This is a genomic window from Massilia pseudoviolaceinigra, assembly GCF_030846505.1.
GTDB classification, from domain to species: domain Bacteria; phylum Pseudomonadota; class Gammaproteobacteria; order Burkholderiales; family Burkholderiaceae_D; genus Telluria_A; species Telluria_A violaceinigra.
The window spans coordinates 198,843-222,340 of sequence record NZ_JAVCWL010000003.1; the positions used below are offsets into that span (position 1 = coordinate 198,843).

The 23,498-nt window shown below is 63.5% G+C and carries 19 protein-coding genes; 5 read left to right on the forward strand and 14 right to left on the reverse strand.

Annotated elements, in window-relative coordinates; genetic code table 11:
- Positions 1-37: 37 nt before the first annotated feature.
- From RBA40_RS04470 to RBA40_RS04480, 3 genes are read right to left on the reverse strand one after another with little or no spacing between them, the layout of a single operon-like run.
- Positions 38-754, reverse strand: a complete 717-nt coding sequence (locus RBA40_RS04470; protein ID WP_306646298.1) for a phosphoadenylyl-sulfate reductase — start codon at positions 752-754, stop codon at positions 38-40.
- 8 nt (positions 755-762) lie between these two features.
- Positions 763-1,344: a DUF934 domain-containing protein gene (locus tag RBA40_RS04475; protein ID WP_306646300.1), complete on the reverse strand. Its 582-nt coding sequence runs from the start codon at positions 1,342-1,344 to the stop codon at positions 763-765.
- Positions 1,337-3,025 (reverse strand): nitrite/sulfite reductase, encoded by a 1,689-nt coding sequence (locus RBA40_RS04480; protein ID WP_306646302.1) that lies wholly within the window; start codon positions 3,023-3,025, stop codon positions 1,337-1,339. Before RBA40_RS04480 ends, RBA40_RS04475 begins: the two co-directional genes overlap by 8 nt.
- Positions 3,026-3,240: 215 nt before the next feature.
- Here RBA40_RS04480 and RBA40_RS04485 point away from each other — a divergent pair, with 215 nt between their 5' ends.
- Together RBA40_RS04485 and RBA40_RS04490 are read left to right on the forward strand one after the other, a co-directional pair.
- Positions 3,241-4,182: a CysB family HTH-type transcriptional regulator gene (locus RBA40_RS04485; protein ID WP_054267074.1), complete on the forward strand. Its 942-nt coding sequence runs from the start codon at positions 3,241-3,243 to the stop codon at positions 4,180-4,182.
- Between the two features lie 36 nt (positions 4,183-4,218).
- Complete coding sequence (locus RBA40_RS04490) at positions 4,219-4,869, forward strand: class I SAM-dependent methyltransferase (protein ID WP_306646305.1); 651 nt, start codon at positions 4,219-4,221, stop codon at positions 4,867-4,869.
- 1 nt (position 4,870) lies between these two features.
- Here the strand turns inward: RBA40_RS04490 and RBA40_RS04495 are convergent, their stop codons facing one another.
- The 6 genes from RBA40_RS04495 to RBA40_RS04520 all read right to left on the reverse strand — a co-directional run bounded on the left by RBA40_RS04495 (position 4,871) and on the right by RBA40_RS04520 (position 11,802).
- The gene (locus RBA40_RS04495; RefSeq protein WP_306646307.1) at positions 4,871-6,034 is read right to left on the reverse strand and encodes an MFS transporter; all 1,164 of its coding nucleotides are present in this window, start codon (positions 6,032-6,034) and stop codon (positions 4,871-4,873) included.
- Positions 6,035-6,059: 25 nt separating this feature from the next.
- Positions 6,060-6,845, reverse strand: a complete 786-nt coding sequence (locus RBA40_RS04500) for a DeoR/GlpR family DNA-binding transcription regulator (protein ID WP_306646308.1) — start codon at positions 6,843-6,845, stop codon at positions 6,060-6,062.
- A gap of 145 nt (positions 6,846-6,990) precedes the next feature.
- On the reverse strand, positions 6,991-8,001 hold the full coding sequence (locus RBA40_RS04505; protein ID WP_306646309.1) for a porin: 1,011 nt from the start codon (positions 7,999-8,001) through the stop codon (positions 6,991-6,993).
- Between the two features lie 250 nt (positions 8,002-8,251).
- Positions 8,252-9,487, reverse strand: a complete 1,236-nt coding sequence (locus tag RBA40_RS04510) for a PAS domain-containing sensor histidine kinase (protein WP_306646311.1) — start codon at positions 9,485-9,487, stop codon at positions 8,252-8,254.
- 200 nt (positions 9,488-9,687) lie between these two features.
- Positions 9,688-10,449: a LytR/AlgR family response regulator transcription factor gene (locus RBA40_RS04515; protein WP_099881468.1), complete on the reverse strand. Its 762-nt coding sequence runs from the start codon at positions 10,447-10,449 to the stop codon at positions 9,688-9,690.
- Between the two features lie 90 nt (positions 10,450-10,539).
- On the reverse strand, positions 10,540-11,802 hold the full coding sequence (locus RBA40_RS04520) for a sensor histidine kinase (protein ID WP_306646313.1): 1,263 nt from the start codon (positions 11,800-11,802) through the stop codon (positions 10,540-10,542).
- 344 nt (positions 11,803-12,146) lie between these two features.
- On the opposite strand from RBA40_RS04520, the gene RBA40_RS04525 reads away from it, so the two are divergent.
- Positions 12,147-13,085 (forward strand): exopolyphosphatase, encoded by a 939-nt coding sequence (locus RBA40_RS04525; protein WP_306646315.1) that lies wholly within the window; start codon positions 12,147-12,149, stop codon positions 13,083-13,085.
- 71 nt (positions 13,086-13,156) lie between these two features.
- Here RBA40_RS04525 and RBA40_RS04530 read toward each other — a convergent pair whose 3' ends face one another.
- From RBA40_RS04530 to RBA40_RS04540, 3 genes are all read right to left on the reverse strand, one after another.
- Entirely contained in the window at positions 13,157-15,544 is a 2,388-nt protein-coding gene (locus RBA40_RS04530) for an EAL domain-containing protein (protein ID WP_306646316.1), read from the reverse strand.
- A gap of 136 nt (positions 15,545-15,680) precedes the next feature.
- The gene (locus RBA40_RS04535; protein WP_099881462.1) at positions 15,681-16,946 is read right to left on the reverse strand and encodes a nitronate monooxygenase; all 1,266 of its coding nucleotides are present in this window, start codon (positions 16,944-16,946) and stop codon (positions 15,681-15,683) included.
- 204 nt (positions 16,947-17,150) lie between these two features.
- Positions 17,151-17,636 (reverse strand): YajQ family cyclic di-GMP-binding protein, encoded by a 486-nt coding sequence (locus tag RBA40_RS04540; RefSeq protein WP_099881460.1) that lies wholly within the window; start codon positions 17,634-17,636, stop codon positions 17,151-17,153.
- Positions 17,637-17,761: 125 nt separating this feature from the next.
- Here RBA40_RS04540 and murB point away from each other — a divergent pair, with 125 nt between their 5' ends.
- The gene (gene murB / locus RBA40_RS04545) at positions 17,762-18,790 is read left to right on the forward strand and encodes a UDP-N-acetylmuramate dehydrogenase (RefSeq protein WP_306646318.1); all 1,029 of its coding nucleotides are present in this window, start codon (positions 17,762-17,764) and stop codon (positions 18,788-18,790) included.
- A 148-nt stretch (positions 18,791-18,938) separates the two neighbouring features.
- Positions 18,939-22,061 carry a glycoside hydrolase family 3 protein gene (locus RBA40_RS04550; RefSeq protein ID WP_306646319.1) on the forward strand — a complete coding sequence of 1,041 codons (3,123 nt, stop codon included), beginning with the start codon at positions 18,939-18,941 and terminating at the stop codon, positions 22,059-22,061.
- A gap of 77 nt (positions 22,062-22,138) precedes the next feature.
- On the opposite strand, the gene ppnP is transcribed toward RBA40_RS04550, so the two are convergent.
- Together ppnP and RBA40_RS04560 are read right to left on the reverse strand one after the other, a co-directional pair.
- Positions 22,139-22,450, reverse strand: a complete 312-nt coding sequence (gene ppnP, locus RBA40_RS04555; RefSeq protein WP_306646321.1) for a pyrimidine/purine nucleoside phosphorylase — start codon at positions 22,448-22,450, stop codon at positions 22,139-22,141.
- A 12-nt stretch (positions 22,451-22,462) separates the two neighbouring features.
- On the reverse strand, positions 22,463-23,497 hold the full coding sequence (locus tag RBA40_RS04560; protein WP_306646323.1) for a diguanylate cyclase: 1,035 nt from the start codon (positions 23,495-23,497) through the stop codon (positions 22,463-22,465).
- Position 23,498 lies beyond the last annotated feature (1 nt).

Genomic DNA, 23,498 nt, shown 5'->3' on the forward strand with positions numbered 1-23,498 from the left:
GCCTATGTTTTCTTATGGTGGCGCGCAAGCAGACGCTTTACGCAGCCACGGATTTAATGCGGATCAGTTTACCATCGACCAGGTGCAGGCCGCATTCCTTGGAGTCCGGGTTTTCCCACCACCAGCGGCCGGCGCGCACGTCTTCGCCCGGTTCCACGGCGCGCGTGCAGGGCGCGCAGCCGATCGAGGGAAAGCCCTGGTCGTGCAGCGCGTTGTACGGCACGCCGTTGTCGCGGATGTAGTTCCACACATCGGTCTCCGACCAGTCGGCCAGGGGATTGAACTTGACCATGCCGTGCGCGGCGTCGTCTTCCTGGATGTCGAGCTGCGCGCGCGTGCTCGATTGCGCGCGGCGCTGGCCCGTTACCCAGGCCTTGTTGCCGGCCAGGGCGCGGCCCAACGGTTCAACCTTGCGGATGCGGCAGCACTCGCGCCGCATGTCCACGCTCTCGTAAAAGGCGTTCAGGCCGTGCTGCGCCACGTAGGCGTCCACCGCTTCCGGCTGCGGTTTGTACAGCGCGATGTCGTAGCCGTAGCTATCCTTGACCTGGCCCAGCACCGCCAGCGTTTCCGGGTGCAGGCGGCCGGTTTCGAGCGAGAAGATCCCGATCGGCAGGTTCGCCTTGAGAATCAGATCGGTCAGGACCATGTCTTCGGCGGCCAGGCTGGAGGCAAATACCGCCGGCGAGTATTCGGCGGCGATGCGCTCCAGGGTGGCGCGGGTGCTGGCGACGAGGGCGGAGATATCGTTCATGGCGTGCCTCAGATGCCGTAGCCGACGTCGGTGCTGTCGATGCGCACGTCGCGTTCGTGACGGCGGAACAGCGGCGCCTTGATGTCGACCGAGGCCTGGTACACCTCGGAGAAGTCAGTCAGGCCCTTGAGCGCGTCGTGGATGTTGCGGTCCTGGCGCGTGGCGAAGGCATCGAAGCCGCAGCGGTGCATCTGGAACAGCTGGTCGCGCAGCACATCGCCAATGGCGCGCAGTTCGCCCTGGTAGTTCAGGCGCATGCGCACATTGAACGCGCTCGAGTAGCCACGGCCATCGGTAAACTTGGGGAAGTCGATGGCGATGACGGCGAATTTGTCCAGATCGTCCTTGAGCGCTTCGGCGCGTTCGTCGGGTGCGAGCCAGACGCCGATGTCGGCGCGTGCCGCCAGGACCGCACGATGCGCCTGCCACACCGTCAGCGGGACGATGACTTTGCCTTCCGGGACCACGACCGTGTCGGGCGCTTCGGCGACGATGCCCGCATCAAGGTCGGCCACGGCCAGGCGCAGCACGCTCCAGTCGTCGGCGACGACCGCGCGGTGTTTGATGATTTCCTTGTGCGACTCAAGCATAGTGGTCTTCTCCAACCAGTTGGCCCGCCTTGATCGGCGTGGCATATACATGTTCCTTGAACGGCGCGATGCCCAGGCGCTGGGCGGTGTCGACAAACCGTTCGTCTTCGTGGCGTTCGCGCACGTACACCTGCAGCAGGCGGTCGACCACTTCCGGCATTTGCAGCGCCGAGAACGATGGGCCGATGATCTTGCCGATGGCCGCATTGTTACCTTGCGCGCCGCCGATCGAGACCTGGTACCACTCGCTGCCATCCTTGTCGACTCCGAGCACGCCGATCGAGCCGACGTGGTGGTGGCCGCAGGCGTTGATGCAGCCCGAGATATTGAGTTCGATCTCGCCGATATCGTGCTGGTAGTCGATGTTGTCGAAGCGCTCCGCAATCGCGGCGGCGATCGGGATCGACTTGGCATTGGCCAGCGAGCAGAAGTCGCCGCCCGGGCAGCAGATGATGTCGGTCAAGAGGCCAATGTTCGGCGTGGCCAGTCCATGCGCCTTGGCTTCCTGCCACAGCGCGAACAGGGCCGATTGCTTGACGTCGGCCAGCACCAGGTTCTGCTCGTGCGTCACGCGCAGTTCGCCGAAGCTGTAGCGGTCCGCCAGGTCGGCCACGAAGTCGATCTGGGTCGCGGTGGCGTCGCCCGGCGGCACGCCGGTTTTTTTCAGCGACAGCAGCACCACGCTGTAGCCCGGCACCTTGTGCGCCTTGACGTTACGCGTGAGCCAGTTGCCGAAGGCCTTGTTGTCGGCATGCTCCGCGCGCACGTCGATGTTGGGCAGCGTTTCGTAGGCCGGCGGCGTGAAGTAAGCCGCCACGCGTGCCATTTCCTCGTCGGTCAGGGTGGAGGCGCTGTCTTTCAGGTCGACCCATTCTTGCTCGACCTGGCGCGTGAATTCCTCGACGCCCATGGCCTTGACCAGGATCTTGATGCGCGCCTTGTACTTGTTGTCGCGCCGGCCGTAGCTGTTATACACGCGCATGACCGCTTCGATGTAGGTCAGCATGTGACGCCACGGCAGGAATTCGCGTACCACGCTGCCCAGGATCGGGGTGCGGCCCATGCCGCCGCCGACCATGACCTTGAAGCCGATCTCGCCGTCGTCGTTGCGCACCACGGTCAGGCCGATGTCGTGCACCGCAATCGCGGCGCGGTCTTCCACGGCGCCGTTGATGGCCACCTTGAACTTGCGCGGCAGGGCGGCGAATTCGGGGTGGAAGGTGCTCCACTGGCGCAGCACTTCGGCGTATGGACGCGGATCGATGATCTCGTCCGCGGCCACGCCGGCGTATTCGTCGGAGGTGATGTTGCGGATGCAGTTGCCCGAGGTCTGGATGGCGTGCATCTCGACCGAGGCCAGGTCGGTAAGGATGTCGGGCGTGTGTTCGAGTTCGATCCAGTTGAACTGGATGTTCTGGCGCGTCGTGAAGTGGCCGTAGCCGCGGTCGTACTTGCGGGCGATGTGGCCGAACATGCGCATCTGGCTTGACGACAGCAGGCCGTACGGCACGGCGATGCGCAGCATGTAGGCGTGGCGCTGCATGTACAGGCCATTTTGCAGGCGCAGCGGCAGGAATTCGGCTTCGGTCAGCTCATCGTTGAGGCGGCGCTCCACCTGGCCGCGGTACTGTGCGATGCGTTCCCTGACGATGAGGTGGTCGTATTGGTCGTAACGGTACATATGTCATCCTGATTTTTTGGGTCCCCGTGCGGGGTTCTTCCAGGGCAAGGTCGTGAGACTGTCCCCAAACTAGCCTCAATAGTAATAAACTCGTCCTTTATTCCAAAGGACTAAGAATTTATTTGCTTATATGCGTATCCGGCATAAGCATTCTTATAAAATGCTGGTTGATATTTATTTTGAGTATCTTTCCGGCCTGCGAGAGCAAAAAAGCAATGAACCTCCATCAATTACGCTTCGTGCGCGAAGCCGTGCGGCAGAATTACAACCTGACCGATGCGGCCAAGGCCTTGTTTACGTCCCAGCCCGGGGTGTCGAAAGCGATTATCGAGCTTGAAGAAGAGCTCGGCGTTGACATTTTCACCCGCCATGGCAAGCGCATCCGCGGCTTGACCGAACCCGGCCGGCTGGTGCTGGAGTCCGTCGAGCTGATCATGCAGGAGATCGACAGCCTGAAACGCATCGGCAAGGAGTACGCCGCGCAGGACAGCGGCAGCTTCACCATTGCCACCACGCACACCCAGGCGCGCTACACCTTGCCGAGAGTGGTGCAGGCGTTCATGCTCAAGTACCCCAAGGTGCGCTTGTCATTGTTGCAGGGCAACCCACGCCAGATCGCCGAGATGGTCCAGCGCGACCAGGCCGACCTGGCGATTGCCACCGAATCGATCGCCGGCATTGACGGACTGATCACATTGCCTTGTTACCAATGGGAGCACATGGTGGTGGTCCCGCCCGACCATCCGCTGCTCAAGTCGAAGGCGGTGTCGCTGGAAGAAATCGCCACCTACCCGCTGATCACCTACGATGGCGCCTTTGCAGGGCGCAGCAAGATCGACCATGCCTTCGGGCTGCGCGGACTGAAACCGGACGTGCTGCTCGAAGCCATCGACGCCGATGTCATCAAAACCTATGTGGAACTTGGCATGGGTATTGGTATCATAGCGGGCATGGCCTTCGACGCCGAGCGCGACAAGAACCTGCGCGCCATCCCGGTGGGGCATCTGTTCGGCATGAATATTTCGCGCGTGGCCGTCAAGCAGGGCGCCTATCTGCGCAGCTATATCTATACCTTCATCGAATTGCTGGCGCCGACCCTGAACCGCAAGCTGGTCGAGTCGGCCATGAGCGGAACCAAAGAAACTTACGAGCTGTAAAGCATCAGTACCAAGTACATCACCATCAAGAAAAATATGATCACCGAACAATCCGCACAGTTTTACGCCAAGAGCGCCTCCAACCACGACCGCATCTATGACCGGCCGGAACGCAAGGACGACCTGGCCGCCATGCGCGGCCATGTGGCCGAGACCCTGCGCGGCCATACCGTGCTGGAACTGGCCTGCGGCACCGGTTACTGGACCGCCGTCATTGCCGGCACGGCCGACAAGGTTGTCGCCACCGATATCAATCCCGAAATGATCGCGCTGGGCAGGCTGCGCGCGCTGCCTGCAGACAAGGTGGAATTCAAGGTGGCGGACGCGTGGAACCTGCCGGACGACATCGGCAGCTACACAGCGGTGTTCATCGGCTTCTGGTGGTCGCACGTCAAGCGCGAAGAGCAGGAACGCTTCCTGGCGCACCTGCGCGCCAAGGTCGGCGACGACATGTTCATCGTCCTGCTGGACGATGCCTACGTCGAAGGCAGCAGCGAAACGGTGGCGCGCACCGACATGGAAGGCAATACCTACCAGATCCGCATCGCGCCCGATGGCGAGCGCTACGAAATTCCCAAGACGTACCCGTCCGACAGCGCGCTGCGCAAGAAGCTGGCCTCGTCGGTGCGCGAAATCAAGATCGTGCGCCTGGAATACTACTGGCTGCTCACCTGCCGCCTGAAGTAAGTCATTTCGGTACGGCCCTGGGCGCGCTCGACGCGCCCAGTTTCGCGCTGGCCGCGATCAGCAGCATCGCGCAGCCGAGCCCGGCGAACGCCACCGGCAGGCTGGAAGCGTGCGCCACAAACCCAATCGCCGCCGGTCCCGCCAGGATGCCGGCGTAGCCGAGCGTGGTGATCGCCCCGATCGCCAGGCTGGCCGGCATCGCGCGCTGGCTGCCGGCTGCGGTGAACAGAATCGGCACGATGTTCGAGGCGCCCAGTCCGATCAGCACGAAGCCCGCCAGCATCCCCGCCACCGACGAGGCCAGCACCGTGCAGAAAAAGCCGGCGGCCGCGCACAGGCCGCCCAGCAGCAGTACCCGCTGGCCGCCCAGTTTGCCCACCACCTTGTCGCCCGTCAGGCGCCCGAGCGTCATGGCGATCGCAAAGGCCGCGTAACCGAGTCCGCCCTGGCCGGCGCCCGCAGCGGGGCCGCGTGCTTCGGTCAGCAGCAGGGCGCTCCAGTCGAGGATGGCGCCTTCGGCCAGGAAGCACAGGAAGCACAGGGCGCCGATCAGGATCACCGCGCCGTGCGGCATGACGAAAATGGGCGCGTCGCGCACCTGCGCATCGGTCTCGCGCAGCAGGCCGGACGCCGCACCGGCCAGGACCGCGCCGACCAGCAGGGCCAGCAGGACGGCGGACGCGGTCGGGCTCAAACCCAGCCACAGCAGCAGCGCCATGCCGCCGGCGCCGAGGAAGCCGCCCACGCTGAACAAACCGTGAAAGCCGGACATCAGCGCTTCGCCGCTGTTTTTTTCGACCACCACCGCCTGGATATTCATCGCCACATCCAGCGTGCCGATGGCGGCGCCGAACGTGAACAGCACGGCGCCGAGCAGCAGCGCACTGGGCGCGAAAGCGAGCCCGGGCAGCACCAGGCAGACGATCAGGCCGGAGCACAGCACCACCGGACGGCAGCCGAAACGCGCCGTGAGGAAACTGGTGGACGGCATCGCCAGCAGCGATCCGGCGCCCAGGCACAGTAACAGCAAGCCGAGCTGCGCTTCTCCCAGGCCGAGGCGCAGCTTGGCCAGCGGCACCAGCGGCGCCCAGGCCGACATGGCCAGGCCGGCGGCAAGAAAAGCGAGGCGGGTGGAAAGGCGTTGCTGCGGTCCGGTGTCAGGCATGGCTTCTTTCGGGAAAGGATGACGGTCAGGGCTTGGCGGCGCGCAGCACGCGCACGCCGCGCGCCGCGAAGGCGTCGGCCTGGCGCGCGTCGATATCGTGCTCGGCAACCAGTGTGCTCAAGCTGGCCGCCGCCAGCACCGCGTACGGCGCGGCTGTGCCGACCTTGTCGTTGGTGGTGGCCACCAGCACCGTCTTGCTGAGCGAAGCGACATGGCGCTTGAATTCGGCTTCCTCGAAATGGATGGCGCTCACGCCGGCCTGGGCGTCGACGCCGCAGGCACCCAGGATGTACAGGTCCGGGCTGATCAGTTCCAGTTCGCGCAGGGCGGTCGCGCCAATGCTGGCGCCCGTCTCGGCATGGATGCGCCCGCCAATCACGATCAGTTCGATCAGCGGCTTGTCGATCAGCGCGGCGGCAACCGCCGGGGCGTTGGTTATGACGGTCAGCCGGTGTTCGCCCAGCGCGGCCGCGATCGCCAGGTTGGTCGAGCCGGCATCGATGAACACCACGCTGCCGGGCGCCACGCAGGGCGCCGCCGTGGCTGCCAGGCGCGCTTTACGGCCGGTCTGGGCCGCGCGGCGCTGCGCCGGAGTGCCGCCTGGTGCGGCGGGGAGCGGCATGCGCAGCGCGCCGCCATAGACTTTCTGGCACTGGCCGGCCGCGGCCAGGTCGCGCAGATCGCGCCGGATGGTGTCTTCCGACACTTGCAGCCATTGCGCCAGGTCGGGCGCCAGCACCCTTCCATCGGTTTGCAGGCGTTGCAGGATGAGGGCGTGGCGTTCCTGCAGGAGGAGGGGATCGGTGGGCATCGTGGGTATTCAAACAGGAAGCAATGCGCACAAATATACATGAGTACGCACAAACGTGCAAACGGGCATAAAAAAACCCCGCAAGCTGCGGGGCAGCATGCGGGGTTTTTGTTTCAGCTAAGCGCGCCTGAACGCGCCAGTGAATTTAGAACGAGTGACGAACGCCAACTGCCAGCGCGGTTGGATCAGCACCGAACGCGGTTGCTGGTGGGATGACGTTTGCGCCAGCCGAGTAGATGCCGAAGGTTGCTTTGTCGTTGTTACGCAGCATGGCGTACGAAGCGTACACGTTGGTGCGCTTCGACAGGGCGTACGAGTAAGCCAGCGAAGCGCCGTTACCCTTGGCGCCGCCTTCCAGTTTGTTTTGCTGGACGTTACCGTAGATCTTGTTCGAACCGAAGGTGTACGACAAGCCGGCGTTGACCTGCTCATACTTGTTGCCGGCACCGGTTGGGTTGGCAACCATGTAGTTACCGCGGATTTCGACTGGGCCCATGGTGAAGCCTGCACCGACGATCATTTCCTTGTCGTCGCCGGAAGCCAGACGCTCAACAACGTGGTAACCGCCGCCAACGTAGATGTTGTTGGCTTTGTACTCAACTGCCAGACCCATCAGATCTTGCGAAGGACCGGTTGCGGTTTCGCCCAGGCCATAGCCGGCGCTGACGATCACGCCGCCCATCGAGTTCGATTTGTAGTTGACCGAGTTGCTGATACGACGGGTCAGACGGCCTGCGCCGAACGAGCTCAAGTTGGTGCCGTAGAAGCCCTGGCCGTTGATATCGCTAGCGTTAGCGACGTCAGCGATCGGGGTGTATTCGCGGCCGATCAGCACGGAGCCGAAGCCACCTTTCAGGCCAACGACCGCGCGGCGGCCGAACAGGACGCTGTCGCCCGCGCCGGTGTCGAGAGCAACGCCAGCTTCCAGGTTGAATACAGCGCTCAGGCCATTGCTCAGATCTTCAACGCCACGGAATCCGATACGGCTGGTCGACTGGTTGCCGGAATTGACGACCGTACGGCTGCCGCCTTTAACGTCCGTGTCTTCTTTCGCCAGGGAGGCATCTGCCACGCCGTAGATCGTGACGCTCGATTGAGCGGAAGCGCACAGAGGAATTGCAGCGGCCAGGACAACAGCCATCAGTTTGCATTGCATATAAATCTCCAAAAAGTTGCACAGATAAGTGTCGATTAACCAGGGATGCTCTTAATCGGACGTAATTATAACTTCCACGTATGTCAAATCCATGACAAAGTGAAATGTGGCGAAAAAGAGACAGGGTTGATTTGCCGGGGAACAAGACGTCAATACCGTCTAATTGCACGCTTCGAGGGCGCTTAATGGCACCCGGGAGAAATGGTGCAACGCCGCATAACGCCCGTCGTTACAGGCGGTCTGGGAAATGTCAGGGAGCCGGCGGCGGCAGTGGCCGGGGCCGTTCCGGTGCGCCGGCGGCGGGCTCGGCGCCGGCTTCATCGCTCGTGCTTTCGGGCAACGGCAACACGATATCAATGCGGGTTCCGGGCGGATCGTCGCCGCTGACGGTGATTTCGCCCTTCATTCCCCACACCCGTTCGCGCATCCCGATCAGGCCGAGCGACTGCGCTTTTTCCATGTCGGCGGCCTGGATGCCGCGTCCGTCGTCGCGGATCGAGACCAGCAGCTGGCCATCGATGCGGTAGACATACATGGTCACATTGCTGGCGCCGGCGTGACGCGCGATATTGGTCAGCGCTTCCTGGACGATACGGAAAATGGCGGTGCTGGCGCCATCGTCGAGGCGCAGCTCGGCTTCGTCGGCGAACAGGGAGCAGGCGATGCCGTGCCGTTCGACGAATTCGTCGCGCAAGCCCTGCAGCGCGAAATACAGGCCGCCTTCATCGAGCGCGCGCGGGCGCAGGTTGGTGGCGATGCGGCGCAGCGAGGTGATGGCGGTCAGGAGGTTCTCTTCCATGCCTTTCATCAGGCGCTGGCCGTTCTTGCCGGCGCCTGGCTCCTTTTGCAGCAGGTTCAGGTCCATGCGCAGCGACGCCAGCAGCTGGCCGAGGTCGTCATGCAGCTCGCGCGCGATGTGGGCGCGCTCTTCCTCGCGCACGGTCTGCAGGGCCGACGAGAGCTGGCGCAGCTGGGCGTGCGAGCGCGACAGCTTTTCCTGCACCTGCTGGCGCTCGGTGACGTCGCGCAGGATGATGGTGTAGATGGTGCGGTCCGCTTCGATCATGCTCGAAATCGAGCCTTCGAGGGGGAAGGTTTCGCCGCTGGCGCGCACGCCGGTGACGGCGTAATCGGTGGCGCGGCGCCCCGCGCGCCCGGCCACGTCGCCGAAATAGGCGGGCGCGGCGTCGCCGGTGACGGTGGGCAGGGGGGCGATGAACTGCTGCAGCGGACTGCCCTGCATCCGTTCCACGGTGGTCGAGAACATCGCCGCGGCCGACGGATTGGCCAGCACGATGGTTTGCGTCTCGTCGGTGGAGATGATCGCTTCGCTCGCGTTCTGGATGATCTCGCGGCTGTGGCTGCGCGCAAAGCGCGGCCAGCGGTTATACGCGAACAAGCGCGCGAGGGAGTGACCGCCCAGCAAACCGAGGACGAACATGACCGGACCCCAGCTCAGGAAGCGGTAAGAACGCTGTTGTGCCATGCGCGCCTGCCGTTGAAGGCCCGCGGGACGCGGACCGTGGGCTGATTGTAAAAGCTGGTACAAAGCACGCCTTGAGGCGCGACAAACGGCTTGTAATGCGCAGCGCAATGCGTTTCGGGGTACGGAGTCTCATGGCGTGTCGCTAGGTGGTGCATGGAAGGAGGGCAGCCGCGCCGCGACCGGCGCGGCACAGGGCGTATTCACATCTGTTTGAACAGGTGCAGGAAGCTGCGGCTTACTTCGAGCTTGTCGGGCTTGCCCTTGATGAGCACCAGGTGGCGCCCGCGGATGTCGCGCGTCACCCCTTCGATGGCGTTGACGTTGACCAGGGTGGCGCGGTGGATCTGCCAGAACAGCGCCGGATCGAGTTCCTCGGCCAGGTCGCGCACCGGCTTGCGGATCAGCGCCTCGAAGCGCTCGGTCTGCACGCAGGTGTATTTTTCGTCGGAGCGGAAAAACAGGATGTCCTCGACCGGAATCATGCGCAAGTCCTGGCCGATGCTGGCCTGGATCCATTGCAGGTAGGTCGGCTTGGGCGCCGCCATTTTCTCGGCCAGCTGCGAGAGCATGGCCGTGACGCTGTCGTTGACCGCTTCCTTCGGCTTGGCCAGGCGCGACTTGAGGCGGTCCACCGTCACCTGCAGGCGCTCGGCCTCGGGCGGCTTGAGCACGTAGTCGACCGCGCCGCGCTCGAAGGCCTCGACCGCGTACTGGTCGTAGGCGGTGACGAACACGATGTTGCTGCCGGCGCCGATCGCGCGCGCCGCTTCCATGCCCGTCTTGCCCGGCATGCGGATATCGAGGAAGGTCAGGTCGGGCTTGAGCTGGCTGACCAGCTCGATGGCCTCCTCGCCGTTCTTTGCCTCGCCGACGATTTCCAGCTCGGGCCACGCCTGGTTCAGGCGCAGGCGCAACTGGTCGCGCATCAGTCTTTCGTCGTCAGCAATAATAGCGGTAGGCATGGTCCGGTTCTGGTGAAAGGCAAGAGTGCCAATTATTCAATGAAACCGGGCTTTAATCAATCGATTCCTTGGTGCCTCTTTGTTTGCCGCTCACTTCGACACATGGTAGGGCACTTCAATGGTGGCGATCACGCCGCTGGGCACGTTGGCGGCGATGTGCAGCTGGCCGGCGTCGCCGTGCAGCAGCTTGAGCCGTTCGCGGATCGTCATCAGGCCCAGGCCGGTGCCATCGCTGGGGAACACGCCGAAGCCGACCCCGTCGTCGCTGACGATCACGCGCAGCTTGTTGTGCGCCACCTCGGCCAGGATGCGCAGCGATCCGCCTTCCGGCTTGCATTCGAGGCCGTGCTTGATGGCGTTTTCGACCATCGACTGCAGCATCATCGGCGGAAAGGCGGCGCTGCGCAGGCCCTCGGGAATCTGCATGTCCACCTGCAGGCGTTCCTCCATCCGCATCTTCAGCAGGCTCAGGTAGGCCTTCACCATGTCCGCTTCGCGCCCGAGGTTGGTGACGACGGCGTTGTCGCGCATCTGCGGCAGCACCGCGCGCAGGTACTGGATCAGGCTGCGCTGCATGGCCGAGGCGCGCGGCGGGTCGGTCTCGATCAGGTATTCGACCGAAGCGAGGGTATTGAACAGGAAATGCGGCTCCACCTGGGCCTGCATCATCTGCATGCGCGCTTCGGACAGCTGGCGCTGCATCGATTCGCGCTCGGCGGCGGCGTTGGCGGTCTGGGTTTCGGCTTCGGCGCGCTTCTTGCCGCCCACCAGCGCCTTGGTGGCGAACAGGGCCAGCACCAGCAGGGAGATAAAACTCTTGAACCAGGTCGAGGCCTGGCCGTGATAGACCTTTACCTTTTCTTCGGCGGCATTTTCAACGGCGGCCTCGATCGCGCTCGACAAGCCTTCGACGATTTGTGGCGGCAGCGCGACGCGCACTTCGCCGTCGCTGCCGCCCGCAACTACCGCAACCGGTGGCGGATCCGGCTCGGTCGGCTCGGCCGGCTTCGCACCCGGCTCGGGCGGCGCCGGCGGTTCGGGCGCTTCCGGCGCCTCGGGCGGTTCGGGCGGAGGGTTGCGCTTCTTGGGCGGGCTGTAGCTGATCCCGCTGTCGTCGAAGATGATGTTGCCTTCGTGCTTGTCGCGCTTGCGCTCGCGCCGCACCTCGACCACTTCGGCGCCCGAAAACAGTTCGTTTTGCAGGATGGACGCGGCAATCAGGGCCAGTGCCGCGAACAGGAAAAACTTCCACCATGACAGCTGGGTCACCCAGGTGGCGATCCCGTCGAAGGCGCGGTGCAGCCATGCCAGAACGGTCGCGATGTTTTGCTCGGGAGGGCGGCGTGCTTCCATGGTGAGTGATTTCCGTGAGATTCAGAGAGATTCATGCGAGCGGCGAGTGTAACTGCTCCGCTGTCCCATCGCCGCAAAAACCGCCGCTGGGCGACGAATACTGATGAGATGTTGTAACTTTAGGACGATCCCCTGGACGCCGTGCGGCGTTTGCGACAGGCTGCATGATCGAGGGAGTGAACTGTGGGGAACGGGCCTCGCTGGCGCAGGGGAAACGCTGTTTTTATCGCGATCGCTCGCGCGCCGTCGACGATCGCACCGCAGCGGCCGCTTTGCGCGGTATGATAAAGGATCGAACCGGCCGCGGCCGGCCTGCTGTTGAACCTGATGAAGGGGATGTCACGATGTCTGCCGATGCAAAAAAATACCGTTTGATCACGCGTAGCGATTTCGACGGCCTGGTCTGCGCCGTCCTCCTCAAGCACCTGGACCTGATCGACGATATCCTGTTCGTCCATCCCAAGGACATGCAGGATGGCAAGATCGTGGTCAGCGACGGCGATATCACCACCAACCTGCCGTACGCGGCCGGGGTGCACCTGGCGTTCGACCACCACCTGTCCGAAACCATCCGCAACACCGGCGAGCGCGGCAACCACATCATCCATCCCGAAGCGCCCTCGGCGGCGCGGGTGGTGTACGACTACTACGGTGGCGCCTCGGCCTTTCCAGCCGCCTGGTTCGACATGATGGCCGCTGTCGACAAGGGCGATGCCGCCCGCTTCAACCAGCAGGAAGTGCTCGACCCGCACGGCTGGGACTTGCTCAACTTCCTGATGGATGCGCGCACCGGGCTGGGACGCTTCCGCGACTTCCGCATCTCGAACTATGCGCTGATGATGGACTTGATCGATTATTGTAAAAATCACACGATCGATGACATCATGGCGCTGCCCGACGTCAAGGAGCGCATGGAGCTGTACTTCGAGCATAACGACAAGTGCAAGGACCAGATCCGGCGCTGCGCCACCGTGCACCGCAACCTGGTCGTGCTCGACCTGCGCGAAGAGGAAACCATCTATGCCGGCAACCGCTTCATCATTTATGCCTTGTTCCCGGAAACAAATATCTCGATCCACGTGCTGTGGGGGTTGAAAAACCAGAACACCGTGTTCGCCACCGGCAAATCGATCCTGAACCGCACATCGCGCACCAATATCGGCGCGCTGATGCTCGAATACGGCGGCGGCGGGCATGAAAATGCCGGCACCTGCCAGGTCTCGAACGAGCTGGCCGAAGAAGTGCTGGGGGCGCTGGTCCAGCGCATCACCAGCGAAGGCTGAGTACGCGGCAGCGCGTGTGCAACTGGCGCACCAGCGGGTGGCCGCAGGCCGCCGGTGCGCCGGGCGCGCCATCAAGCCGCCGGCGCCGCCACCAGCATATCGTGCATGGCATGCTCGGCCAGCGGCGCGCTGAAATACGTGCCTTGCAGTTCATCGCAATGGTTGGCCCTTAAGAACTCCATCTGCACGCGCGTTTCCACGCCCTTGGCGATGACGCTGGCGCCAAGATCGTGGCCGATGTCGATCAGGGCCTTGGCCACCGCCCCGCTGCGCGCGTCGGCCGTGATCTGGTGCACCGCCACCTTGGCCAGCTTGACATGGGTGAGCGGCAGCTTCTGCAGGAAATTCAGATTCGACGAGGTGTCGCCGAAGGCATCGGCCGTGCGCAGCACGCCCAGGTCGCGCAACTGCGACACCACTTCCACGCTCATGTGCGGATTGGCGTTGAGGCTGTCTTCGCGCAGTTCCAGTGCCAGCTGGGCCGGGGCGATGCGGTATTTGTCCAGGGTGGCGGCGATATGGTCGACATAGCCGGTGCGGGTGAATTCGCGGTGGGAGGCGTTGAGCGCCACCGGCAGCGGCGCAAACCCGGCGCTGTTCATGCGCTGCATGAACCTGCATGCTTCGTCGAGTACATAGTCGCCAATGGCGGCGATCATGCCGTTTTCTTCGGCCTCGGGAAGGAACGAGGCCGGCGCCAGCACGCCCAGTTCCGGATGGCGCCAGCGCAGCAGCGCTTCCATGCCCTGGATGCGGCCGCTGCGCAGGCAGATCCGGGGCTGGTACAACAGGAAAAATTCGTGATGCTCGAGCGCGACGCGCATGGCGTCTTCGAGCTTTTGCTTGGCCTGGGTGGTCGACTTCATGTCGGCGGAAAAGAAATGCACCTCGCCCGTCTTGGCCGCCTTGGCGTGGTACATGGCCACATCGGCCGCGCGCACCAGGTCGAGCGCGCCGCTGCCGTCGTGCGGATACACGCTCACGCCGATGCTGCCGCCGACGGCGATGTCGCTCGCATTGAAACTGACTGGCTGCGACATGCTCACGCGCAGGCGCTCGATCATGCGCAGGGTGTAGCGCAGCGAGGGCTGGTTGACCAGCACCAGCACGAATTCGTCGCCCGACAGGCGCGCCACCGTGTCGCTCTCGCGCACCGACGATTGCAGGCGCTGCGCCACCATCTTGAGCACCGCGTCGCCCGCTTCGTGGCCGTAGCCATCGTTGATCTGCTTGAAGCCGTTCAGATCGATCAGCACCGTCGCCACCAGCGACTTGTTGCGCTGGGCCATGTGGAGTGCCTGTTCCAGCCGGTCCCACAGCAAGGTGCGGTTGGCCAGCCCGGTCAGGGAATCGTGGTTGACCTCGTGTTCGAGATGGGCGGTGCGCTGCTTGACGGCCGTCACGTCGTTGATGACGCCGATAAAATGCGTGACCTTGCCGCGGCCGTCGCTCACCGGCGTGATGGTCAGGTCGTTCCAGAAAATATCGCCATTCTTGCGCCGGTTGCGGAACACCACGTTCACTTCGCGCCGCTCGCGCACGGCTGCGCGTAGTTGCGCGCGCTCGTCTTCGTCCATGCCGGGCACGCCCATGAAGCGCGAATCGCGTCCCAGCGCATCATCGGCCGAGTAGCCGGTGATGCGCTCGAAGGCCGGATTGGCATACTCGATCGGGTTGTCGATGCCGGCGCAGCGGGTGATCACCAGGCCGCTGCTGGTGGCGTGCAAGGCGCGCTCGCGCAGGCGCAGCCGGTCTTCCTGGGCGCGCCGTTCGGAAATGTCGAGGCCCATGGCGCACAGGTAATGGCGGCCGCGGCAGGTGATGCGCGCGCCGCACAGCAGATAAGGCGTGGCGTGGCCGTACTTGTCGAGATAATTCGCTTCGACCATGACCGGGGTGCCATGCTCGAAGACGTTGCGGATATTGGCGGCGATGATGCGCTTTTCGGCCAGGTCGTACATGTCGAGCGCATTGGCGCGGCCGATTTCGTCGGCGCTCATGGCCGTGAGCTGTTCGAGTGTCTTGTTCCACAACGCAAAGCTGCCATCCTCCCGTACCACATAGAAGGTACCCGGCAGCACATCGATGATGCTCGAGAGCGGCATGCGGCCAACCGCCGCCGTGTCCGATTCGTCGCAGGCGGCACCGATGATGGCAATGCAGCAGTTCACCGTGCCGCCGTGGCCGAACTGGGGCAGCAAGGTCAGTGGGGTTGTATGGCGGCTGCCGTCGGCGCGCACGAACTCCAGTTCGGTGGCATCGCATTCGCTGGGAAATTCGGTCCAGCGCTGGCTGTAAGCCTGGCAGCCTTCGTCGCTGAGCAAGGCTGTCAAAGGCTGTTGCAATGCTTCGGCGGCAGGAATGCCGAGCACTTTTTCGCAACCGCTGTTCCAGGTGATGATCTGGCCGCTTGCATCGATCAGCAAGGCGGCATAATGGGTGTTCTCGCTGACAGGCATTCACCTCTCCAATCGTGACGGACTACGTTGGACAGGGAATGGAGGCGGTGGTTCGCGTTGGCGCGAAACTTGAATGAAAAGAGGCGCGGCGGGAGCGCCGGCGGCTGTGCGGCCGCCGGCGGACATCGGGAAAAAATCAGGCGAGGACGATGTCCTGGCGCGCCGGCAAGGCGATCTGGTTATCGACGCTGAACTGGTAATCCTGGAACACGTGCTCGGCCGACAGCATCTGGTAGCTGCCGTCGGACAGCTTGTGGGTGGTGTCCTTGAGGCGGTAAGTGTAGTGGCCGCAGGTCCAGCAATTGAAATTGCGCATGTGCGTGCACAGGCAGGTCTTGTCCATCACCACCACCGTTTTGCTGTCCGGATTGGCCAGCACTTCGCGGTTGTACGCATTGATGTAGGAACAGTTGCCGGTGGCGTCGAGCAGATAGCCGTACGACTCGCAGCCCGGACGGATGCCGGCGCCGATGGCCGGCGTGCTCTTGAGCATGCGCATCGGATAGCCGGTCGGCGAAATGCCGTTGACGATGATGTCGTCTTCGGTCGCGCGCACGTACTCCTGCTTGACCTTCTCGGGCAGGCCGCACTCGTTGGTGATGGTGAAGCGGGTCGCCACCTGGACCCCGCCCGCGCCTTTTTCGAGGAAGCTGGTGGCGTCGCTGCCGGTGAACACGCCGCCGGCGGCGATCAGCGGAATGTCGAGCTGTTCGGCGCGCATGTAGGCATGGATTTCATCCATGATGGTATGCAGGTCGTACTCGGCCCAGTCCATGCCGAAGCCGAGGTGGCCGCCGGCCAGCGGTCCTTCGACGATGATGTAATCGGGCAGGCGGTCCAGCTTGGTCACCTTGCGCAGGAAAATCTGCAGCGCGCGCACGGACGAGACGATGATGCCCAGCTTGGCGTCGCGGAAACGCGGATGGTCGGCGATCAGGGCGAACGAGCCCAGGTGCAGGCCGGCCGACATGGTGATGCCGTCGATGCCGGCGTCGAGGGCGGCCGACAGACGCGTGCGCAGGGTTTCGCGCGGCGAATTCATGGTCAGCTTTTCCATGCAGTTCACGAAAATGAGGCCATCGCCGCGTTTCGCTTCCATGGTCGCGCCCACGTGGCGGCGGGTGGCATCGGCCAGGCGGGCCAGGTCGAACTGCACCACCGCCTTGTCCATGTTATTGATGTTGAACTTATAGGTCTTGGTCTTGTCTTTCACATAGCTGGTGTCGAACTTGCGGTCCGAGACATCCTCGACCATGGCATCCGAAATATGCCCGATCCCGCCCAGGCGCGCCGCTTCGAGTGCCAGTTCGGAGGTCGAAATATCGACGCCCATGCCACCGATCATGATGGGCACATATTCCTTGTTGCCCAGACGCAGGCGGAAATCATCAACACGTTTCATTGCTATCCTTAGACTGCCAAGTTTACTGGTGCGCTGGCGCGGCTGCCGCGGCCAGCTTGCGCACCCACAATTCTACCCCAAGCACGACGGGGACCGGCCGGGTGATCTAATGTCCAACGAGCAATACGGCGCCAAATACCGCTGTATTGTCAGCGTTTTCCGGGTCCGCGGACCCGAATCGCGCCGATTGATCGTGCTAGGCGATCAATCGCGGAAGTTATTAAATTCCAGCGGCATGTCCGGCACATCCTTGCGCAGCATGGCCATGGCGGCCTGCAGATCGTCGCGCTTGGCGCCGGTCACGCGCACCGACTCGCCCTGGATGCTGGCCTGGACCTTCATCTTGCTATCCTTGATGACCTTGACGATCTTCTTGGCATCGTCGGTTTCGATGCCGTTTTTCACCTTGATGACCTGCTTGACCTTGTCGCCGCCGATTTTCTCGATCTTGCCCTCGTCGAGGAAACGCACATCGACCTTGCGCTTGGCCAGCTTATTGGTCAGCACATCGCGCACTTGCGAGAGCTGGAAATCGGAATCGGCGAAGGCGGTCAGTTCGGTATCCTTCTGCTCGACCTTGGCGGAACTGCCCTTGAAATCGAAACGGGTGGTGATTTCCTTGTTCGACTGTTCGACTGCGTTTTTCACTTCGATCATGTCTGCTTCGGAGACGACATCAAACGACGGCATAATGGGATCCTTTTACTTGCAAAATGTAGAATGCCGATATTTTAACGGACAACCGGGGCGGCGCCCCTGTGCCGACCCGGTTTTTTACCGGATTGGCCTTCTAAATGCTTAAACAACGCTCATTCATGCCACCAGACCTTGCCATTTCGCCCGATTTCTCCCTCCGTGACGTCAATACCTTCGGCATCGACGCGCGCGCGCGCGCCTATCTCAAGCTCACCCGGGTCGAACAGCTGGCGCAAGTGATGGCCGATCCGGTCCTCGCCGCGCTGCCGCGCCTGCTGCTCGGCGGCGGCAGCAACATCGTCCTCACGGGCGACTTCGACGGATTGGTGCTGCACATGGGCATTGAAGGGCGCGAGGTGCTGGGCGAGCAGGGCGGCAGCATCCTGGTGCGGGCCGGGGCCGGCGAAAACTGGCACGGCTTCGTGCAATGGACGCTGGCGCAGGGGCTGGGCGGGCTGGAAAACATGGCCCTCATTCCCGGTACGGTGGGGGCGTCGCCGATCCAGAACATCGGCGCCTACGGTGCGGAAGTGAAGGACCTGTTCCATTCGCTGACCGTGGTCGAGCTGGCCAGCGGACGCTTGCGCGTGATGGATGCGGCGGCCTGCCGCTTCGGCTACCGCGACAGCGTGTTCAAGCATGCCGAGGGGGCGGGGCTGGCGATTGTCGACGTCACCTTCGCGCTGCCGCGCGCGTGGGCGCCAAACCTGAAGTATGCCGAGCTGGCGCAGGAAGTGGCCGGCGCGGGGCTGGCCGCGCCAACGGCGCAGCAGGTCAGCGACGCGGTGGTGGCGATCAGGCGGCGCAAGCTGCCGGACCCCGCGCTGATCGGCAACGCCGGCAGCTTCTTCAAGAATCCCGTGGTCGGCGGCGCGCAATGCGCGGCCTTGCTGGCGGCGCATCCCGCGCTGGTGCACCACGCGCAGGGCGACGGCAGCGAAAAGCTGGCCGCCGGATGGCTGATCGACCAGTGCGGCTGGAAAGGGCGCAGCGTGGGCGCGGCCGGCGTCTATGAAACGCAGGCGCTGGTGCTGGTCAACCGCGGCGGCGCGACCGGCGCCGAGGTGCTCGCGCTGGCGCGTGCGATCCAGGCCGATGTGCTGGCGCGTTTCGGCGTCGCCCTCGAAACCGAGCCCGTCTTCATCTAGCCTGCCCCTGCGCGCCTGCGGTGGGCGCGCCAATCCCGTCGATAAATCAGAAAATATTATCTTTTTAATCAATTCTGATAAATAATGAATGTGCGAGGGAAGCGCTTCCAATCTGGGGCGCCGGCCATTCAAACGGGAGACAAACACTATGCAAGACAAGTTAGGTACCTTGATCCGCACGGGGCTGGCAGCGGCCGTCTGCGGCGCGATGCTGGCCGCCTGCGATGGCGACAGCGACCCGGCCAAGCCGGACACCCCCACGCCACCCGTCGCCGCCGACAAGGTGACGCAGTACGGCGACTTCCCGCACGTGACGAGCGATATCAAGAAAGATCCGGCGATCGAGTCCGCCATCGCCGCCATCGTTGCCGGGATGAGCGTGGCCGAGAAAGTCGGACAGATGACCCAGCCTGAAATCAAGAGTATCACCCCGGACCAGGTGCGCCAGTACTACATCGGTTCGGTGCTCAACGGCGGTGGTTCTTTTCCGGGCAATAACAAGCTGGCCGCGCCGGCGGACTGGGTCAAGCTGGCCGACGCCTACTGGAAAGCGTCGATGGCCACCGATGCCAAGGTCAGGATCCTGGTGATCTGGGGTACCGACGCGGTGCACGGCCACAATAACGTGTTCGGCGCTACCATGTTCCCGCATAACATCGGCCTGGGCGCGGCCAACGATCCGGCGATGATGCGCCGCATCGGCGCGGCCGTGGCCGCTCAAGTCTATTCCACCGGGATCGACTGGACCTTCGCCCCGACCCTCGCGGTGGTGCGCGACGACCGTTGGGGCCGCACCTATGAAGGGTATTCCGAAGATCCCTTGATCGTCACCAAATACGCGCGTGAAATGGTCAAGGGCTTGCAGAACGATTTCGCCGGCAGCGGCAACGTCATCGCCACGGCCAAGCACTTCATTGGCGACGGTGGGACCGATCTGGGCAGGGATCAGGGCGTCAACATGTCCAGCCGCAACGACATGATCAACATTCATGGCCAAGGGTATTACCACGCCCTGGGCGCCGGTGCCCAGACCGTGATGGCTTCGTTTAACAGCTGGGACAATGACAGCTTGAATATCAAGGTCGGTAAGATGCATGGCAGCAAAGAGATGCTGACGGATATTCTCAAGACCAAGATGGGCTTCGACGGCTTCGTCATCGGTGACTGGAACGGCCACGCCCAGGTAGCGCTCTGCAGCGACGGCAGTTGCCCACAGGCGATCAACGCCGGGGTCGACATGATCATGGTCCCGGACAAGTGGAAAGAGTTTATCGACAACACCATCGCCTCGGTCAACAAGGGCGAGATTCCGATGGCGCGCATCGATGATGCCGTCACCCGCATCCTGCGCGTGAAATTTCGCGCCGGCATCATGACCGCCAAGGCGCCGCTCGAACGCCAGTACACCGATGCCAGCCGTCTGCAGCATCGTGCATTGGCGCGCGAAGCGGTGCAAAAGTCGCTGGTGCTGCTGAAAAACGATAACAAGGTGTTGCCGCTCAAGCGCGGTGAAAAGATCCTGGTGGTCGGCAAAAGCGCCGACAACCTGTCCAATCAAACCGGCGGCTGGTCGCTGACCTGGCAGGGCACGGCCAATACCAATGCCGACTTCCCGAACGCCGACAGCATCCTGACGGCGATCAAATCGGTGGCCGGCGAGGCCAACGTGGTCTTCCGCCAGAACGCCGCCGACGTCAACGTGGCCGACTTCAAGGCGGTCATCGCCGTCATCGGCGAAACCCCGTACGCCGAAGGCGTGGGCGACATCGGCCGGAGCGGCACCCTGGAGCACGCGCGCCGCTATCCGGAAGACCTGGCCGTGCTCGATGCCGTCACCGGCAAGGGCGTGCCGGTGGTCACCGTGCTGATCACCGGCCGTCCAGTCTGGGTCAACAAGGAACTGAACCGCTCAAGCGCGTTCGTGGTCGCCTGGCTGCCCGGCACCGAAGGCAAGGGTGTCACCGATGTCCTGTTCCGCAAGGATAATGGCGACGTCAATCTGGACCTGCACGGCAAGCTGTCGTTCTCCTGGCCGAAAACGGCTTGCCAGATGGCCAATAAAGGCGACGCCAATTACGATCCGCTATTTGCCTATGGCTTCGGGATGCGCTATGCGGACGACACCAGGCTGGCCAAGCTCGACGAAACGGCGCCGACCCTCGGTTGTGCCCAGATCGCGGGTAACGGCAGCCAGGCGAGTAGCGATCTGGAGGTGTTCCGTTCGGCCGACCAGGCTCCCTACACGGCCCGTATCGGCGACCCGAGCGCCTGGTCGCTGGCGCTGGGCGCCGACTTGAACGCGGTCACGACCCTGCCCAACGTCAAAGCCGAGACCACCCAGATCAATGTCCAGCAGGATGGCAAGAAAATCACCTGGAGCGGCGCCGGCCAGTTTTATTCGCAAGCGGCCACCACGGCCGACCGTGAAAACTACCTCAACGCCGACGCGGCCCTGGTATTTGACACCATCGTGCACAAGGCGCCGGCCGGCGCGCTGAAAATGCGCGTGGACTGCAAGCACCCTTGCGCGGGCGAAGTGGACGCCACCAGTTTGTTCAAGGGCTTGCCGCTGGAGACGAAGCGGAGCGTGAAAGTGCCGCTGTCCTGCTTTGCCGCCAAGGGCGCCGACTTCACCCTGATCGACACGCCGTTCCTGGTCTATACCGAGCAAGCGTTTGTCGCCTCGTTCGCCAACATCCGCTGGGTGCCGGGCGCGGGCAAGGATGCCGATGCCGCCACCTGCGCCAGTCTGGTGCCGCCACCGGTGGTCTTCGGGCCGCCGCTACCGGGGCCGACGTACGGCGTGTTCAACGCGGGCGCGCTGACGGGCGACCTGGTGCTGACCACGTACTCGTCCAATGGCAGCCACACCAAGGCCACCATCACGCCCGCCGAGGGGCTGGACTTGAACTTCGCCGCCGACGGTGGCGACGGCCTGGCGATGATCACCGGCACGCCTGTGAATCTGAGCCTCTTCGCCGCTGGCACCCTGCAGTTCGAGATCAATGTCGGCAGCTATGGGGCCAACACCGGCGGCCTGGCGGTCAAGATGGAAAGCCCGGGCACCAATTGCAAGTCGGGCGATCATCTGTTCGGCCGTCCGGCCCCGGGTAGCTGGACGCCGGTCACGGTCAAGGTCAGCGCGCTGATTGCGGCGGCCGATCCCTGCTTTGACCTGCGCAATATCGGCATGCCGTTCGGCACCTTGCCGAAGTGGGGAGATCAGCAGGGGGTGCGCTACAAGCTGCGTCATATCCGCTTTGTGCAGTAATCGCTTGCAGCAGTCAGGGACGGACGAAAAAACGGACGCCGGGCGGCGTCCGTTTTTGAGAATGTGCCCGCCGCGGCTCAGCCGAAGTGGCAGACGTAGTCGAGCGTCTCGGTCGTTTCGATGTCGAACGAGGTGTTGGCGCCGACGCTGAAGCGCTCGCCCGCCGCGTAGTCTTGCCACGCTGCGCCGCCCGCCAGCTTCACCCGGCATTTGCCGGCGACGATTTCCATCACTTCCGGCGCCGCCGTGTTGAACGTCAGCTGCGACGGGAAAATCACGCCCACCGTTTTCTTGCTGCCATCGGCCAGCAACAGCGTGTGCGAGACGCATTTGCCGTCGAAATAGATATTCGATTTCTTGCTGACGGTGACGTTTTGAATCATGCTCATGGACTTCCTTCTTCAGGTGGGAATAGGTGCGGCCTCGGCCTCGGCTTGGGCGATGCACACGCGATTGCGCCCGGTCGTCTTGGCGGCGTACAGGGCCTTGTCGGCGCGCGCGGTCAGTTTTTCGGCCGTATCGGCGCGCGACGGAATCACGCTGGCCACGCCGATCGACATGGTGACGATGCCGCCCGGCGCTTGCGGATTGTCCAGCGCCAGCTTTTCCAGGTGGCTGCGCACGGCATCGGCCACCACTTGCGCGCCGGCCAGGTCGGTCTCGGGCAGGATGATGGCAAACTCTTCACCGCCATAGCGCGCCGCCAGGTCGGCCGGACGCTTGAGGTTTTCAGTGAGCACGGCCGCGGTCTTTTTCAGGCACAGGTCGCCCGGCAGGTGGCCGAAGCTGTCGTTGTAGGCTTTGAAGCAGTCGATGTCGCACATCAGCACAGACAGCGGCTTTTGTTCGCGTTGTCCGCGCTGCCATTCGAGCTTGATGACGTCGTCGAAGCGGCGCCGGTTGGCGATCCCGGTCAGGCCGTCCAGCGCGGCGAGCTTTTGCAGTTCGATATTCGCTTCGGCCAGCTTGTGCTGGCTTTCGCGCAGGAAGCGAAACGCTTCGTCGCGCTGCAGCCGGCTGATGTGGGCCGCCGAGTGGTAGCGCACCCGCGCCAGCAGTTCGAGCCGGTCCGGCAGCTTGACCAGGTAGTCGTTGGCGCCCACGGCGAAACTGTGCGCCTTGAGCTTGGGGTCTTCCTTGGCCGAGAGCACGATCACCGGCACGTGGCGCAGGCTGGCGTGCTCGCGGTACAGCGCGATCAGCCCGAAGCCGTCGATGCCGGGCATGACCAGGTCTTGCAGGATCACGGTCGGCTGCAGCTGCTCGGCGGTCTCGAGCGCCAGGGCCGAGTCGAGCACGTAGTGGTATTCGATGTCCGCCTGGTCGGCCAGCATGCGCCGCACCGCCTCGACGATGATCGGCTGGTCGTCCACGATCAGGACCCGGACCTTGAAAACGGCCGGCTCCGGCATGTAGGTTTTGTAAGCGTCAGACATC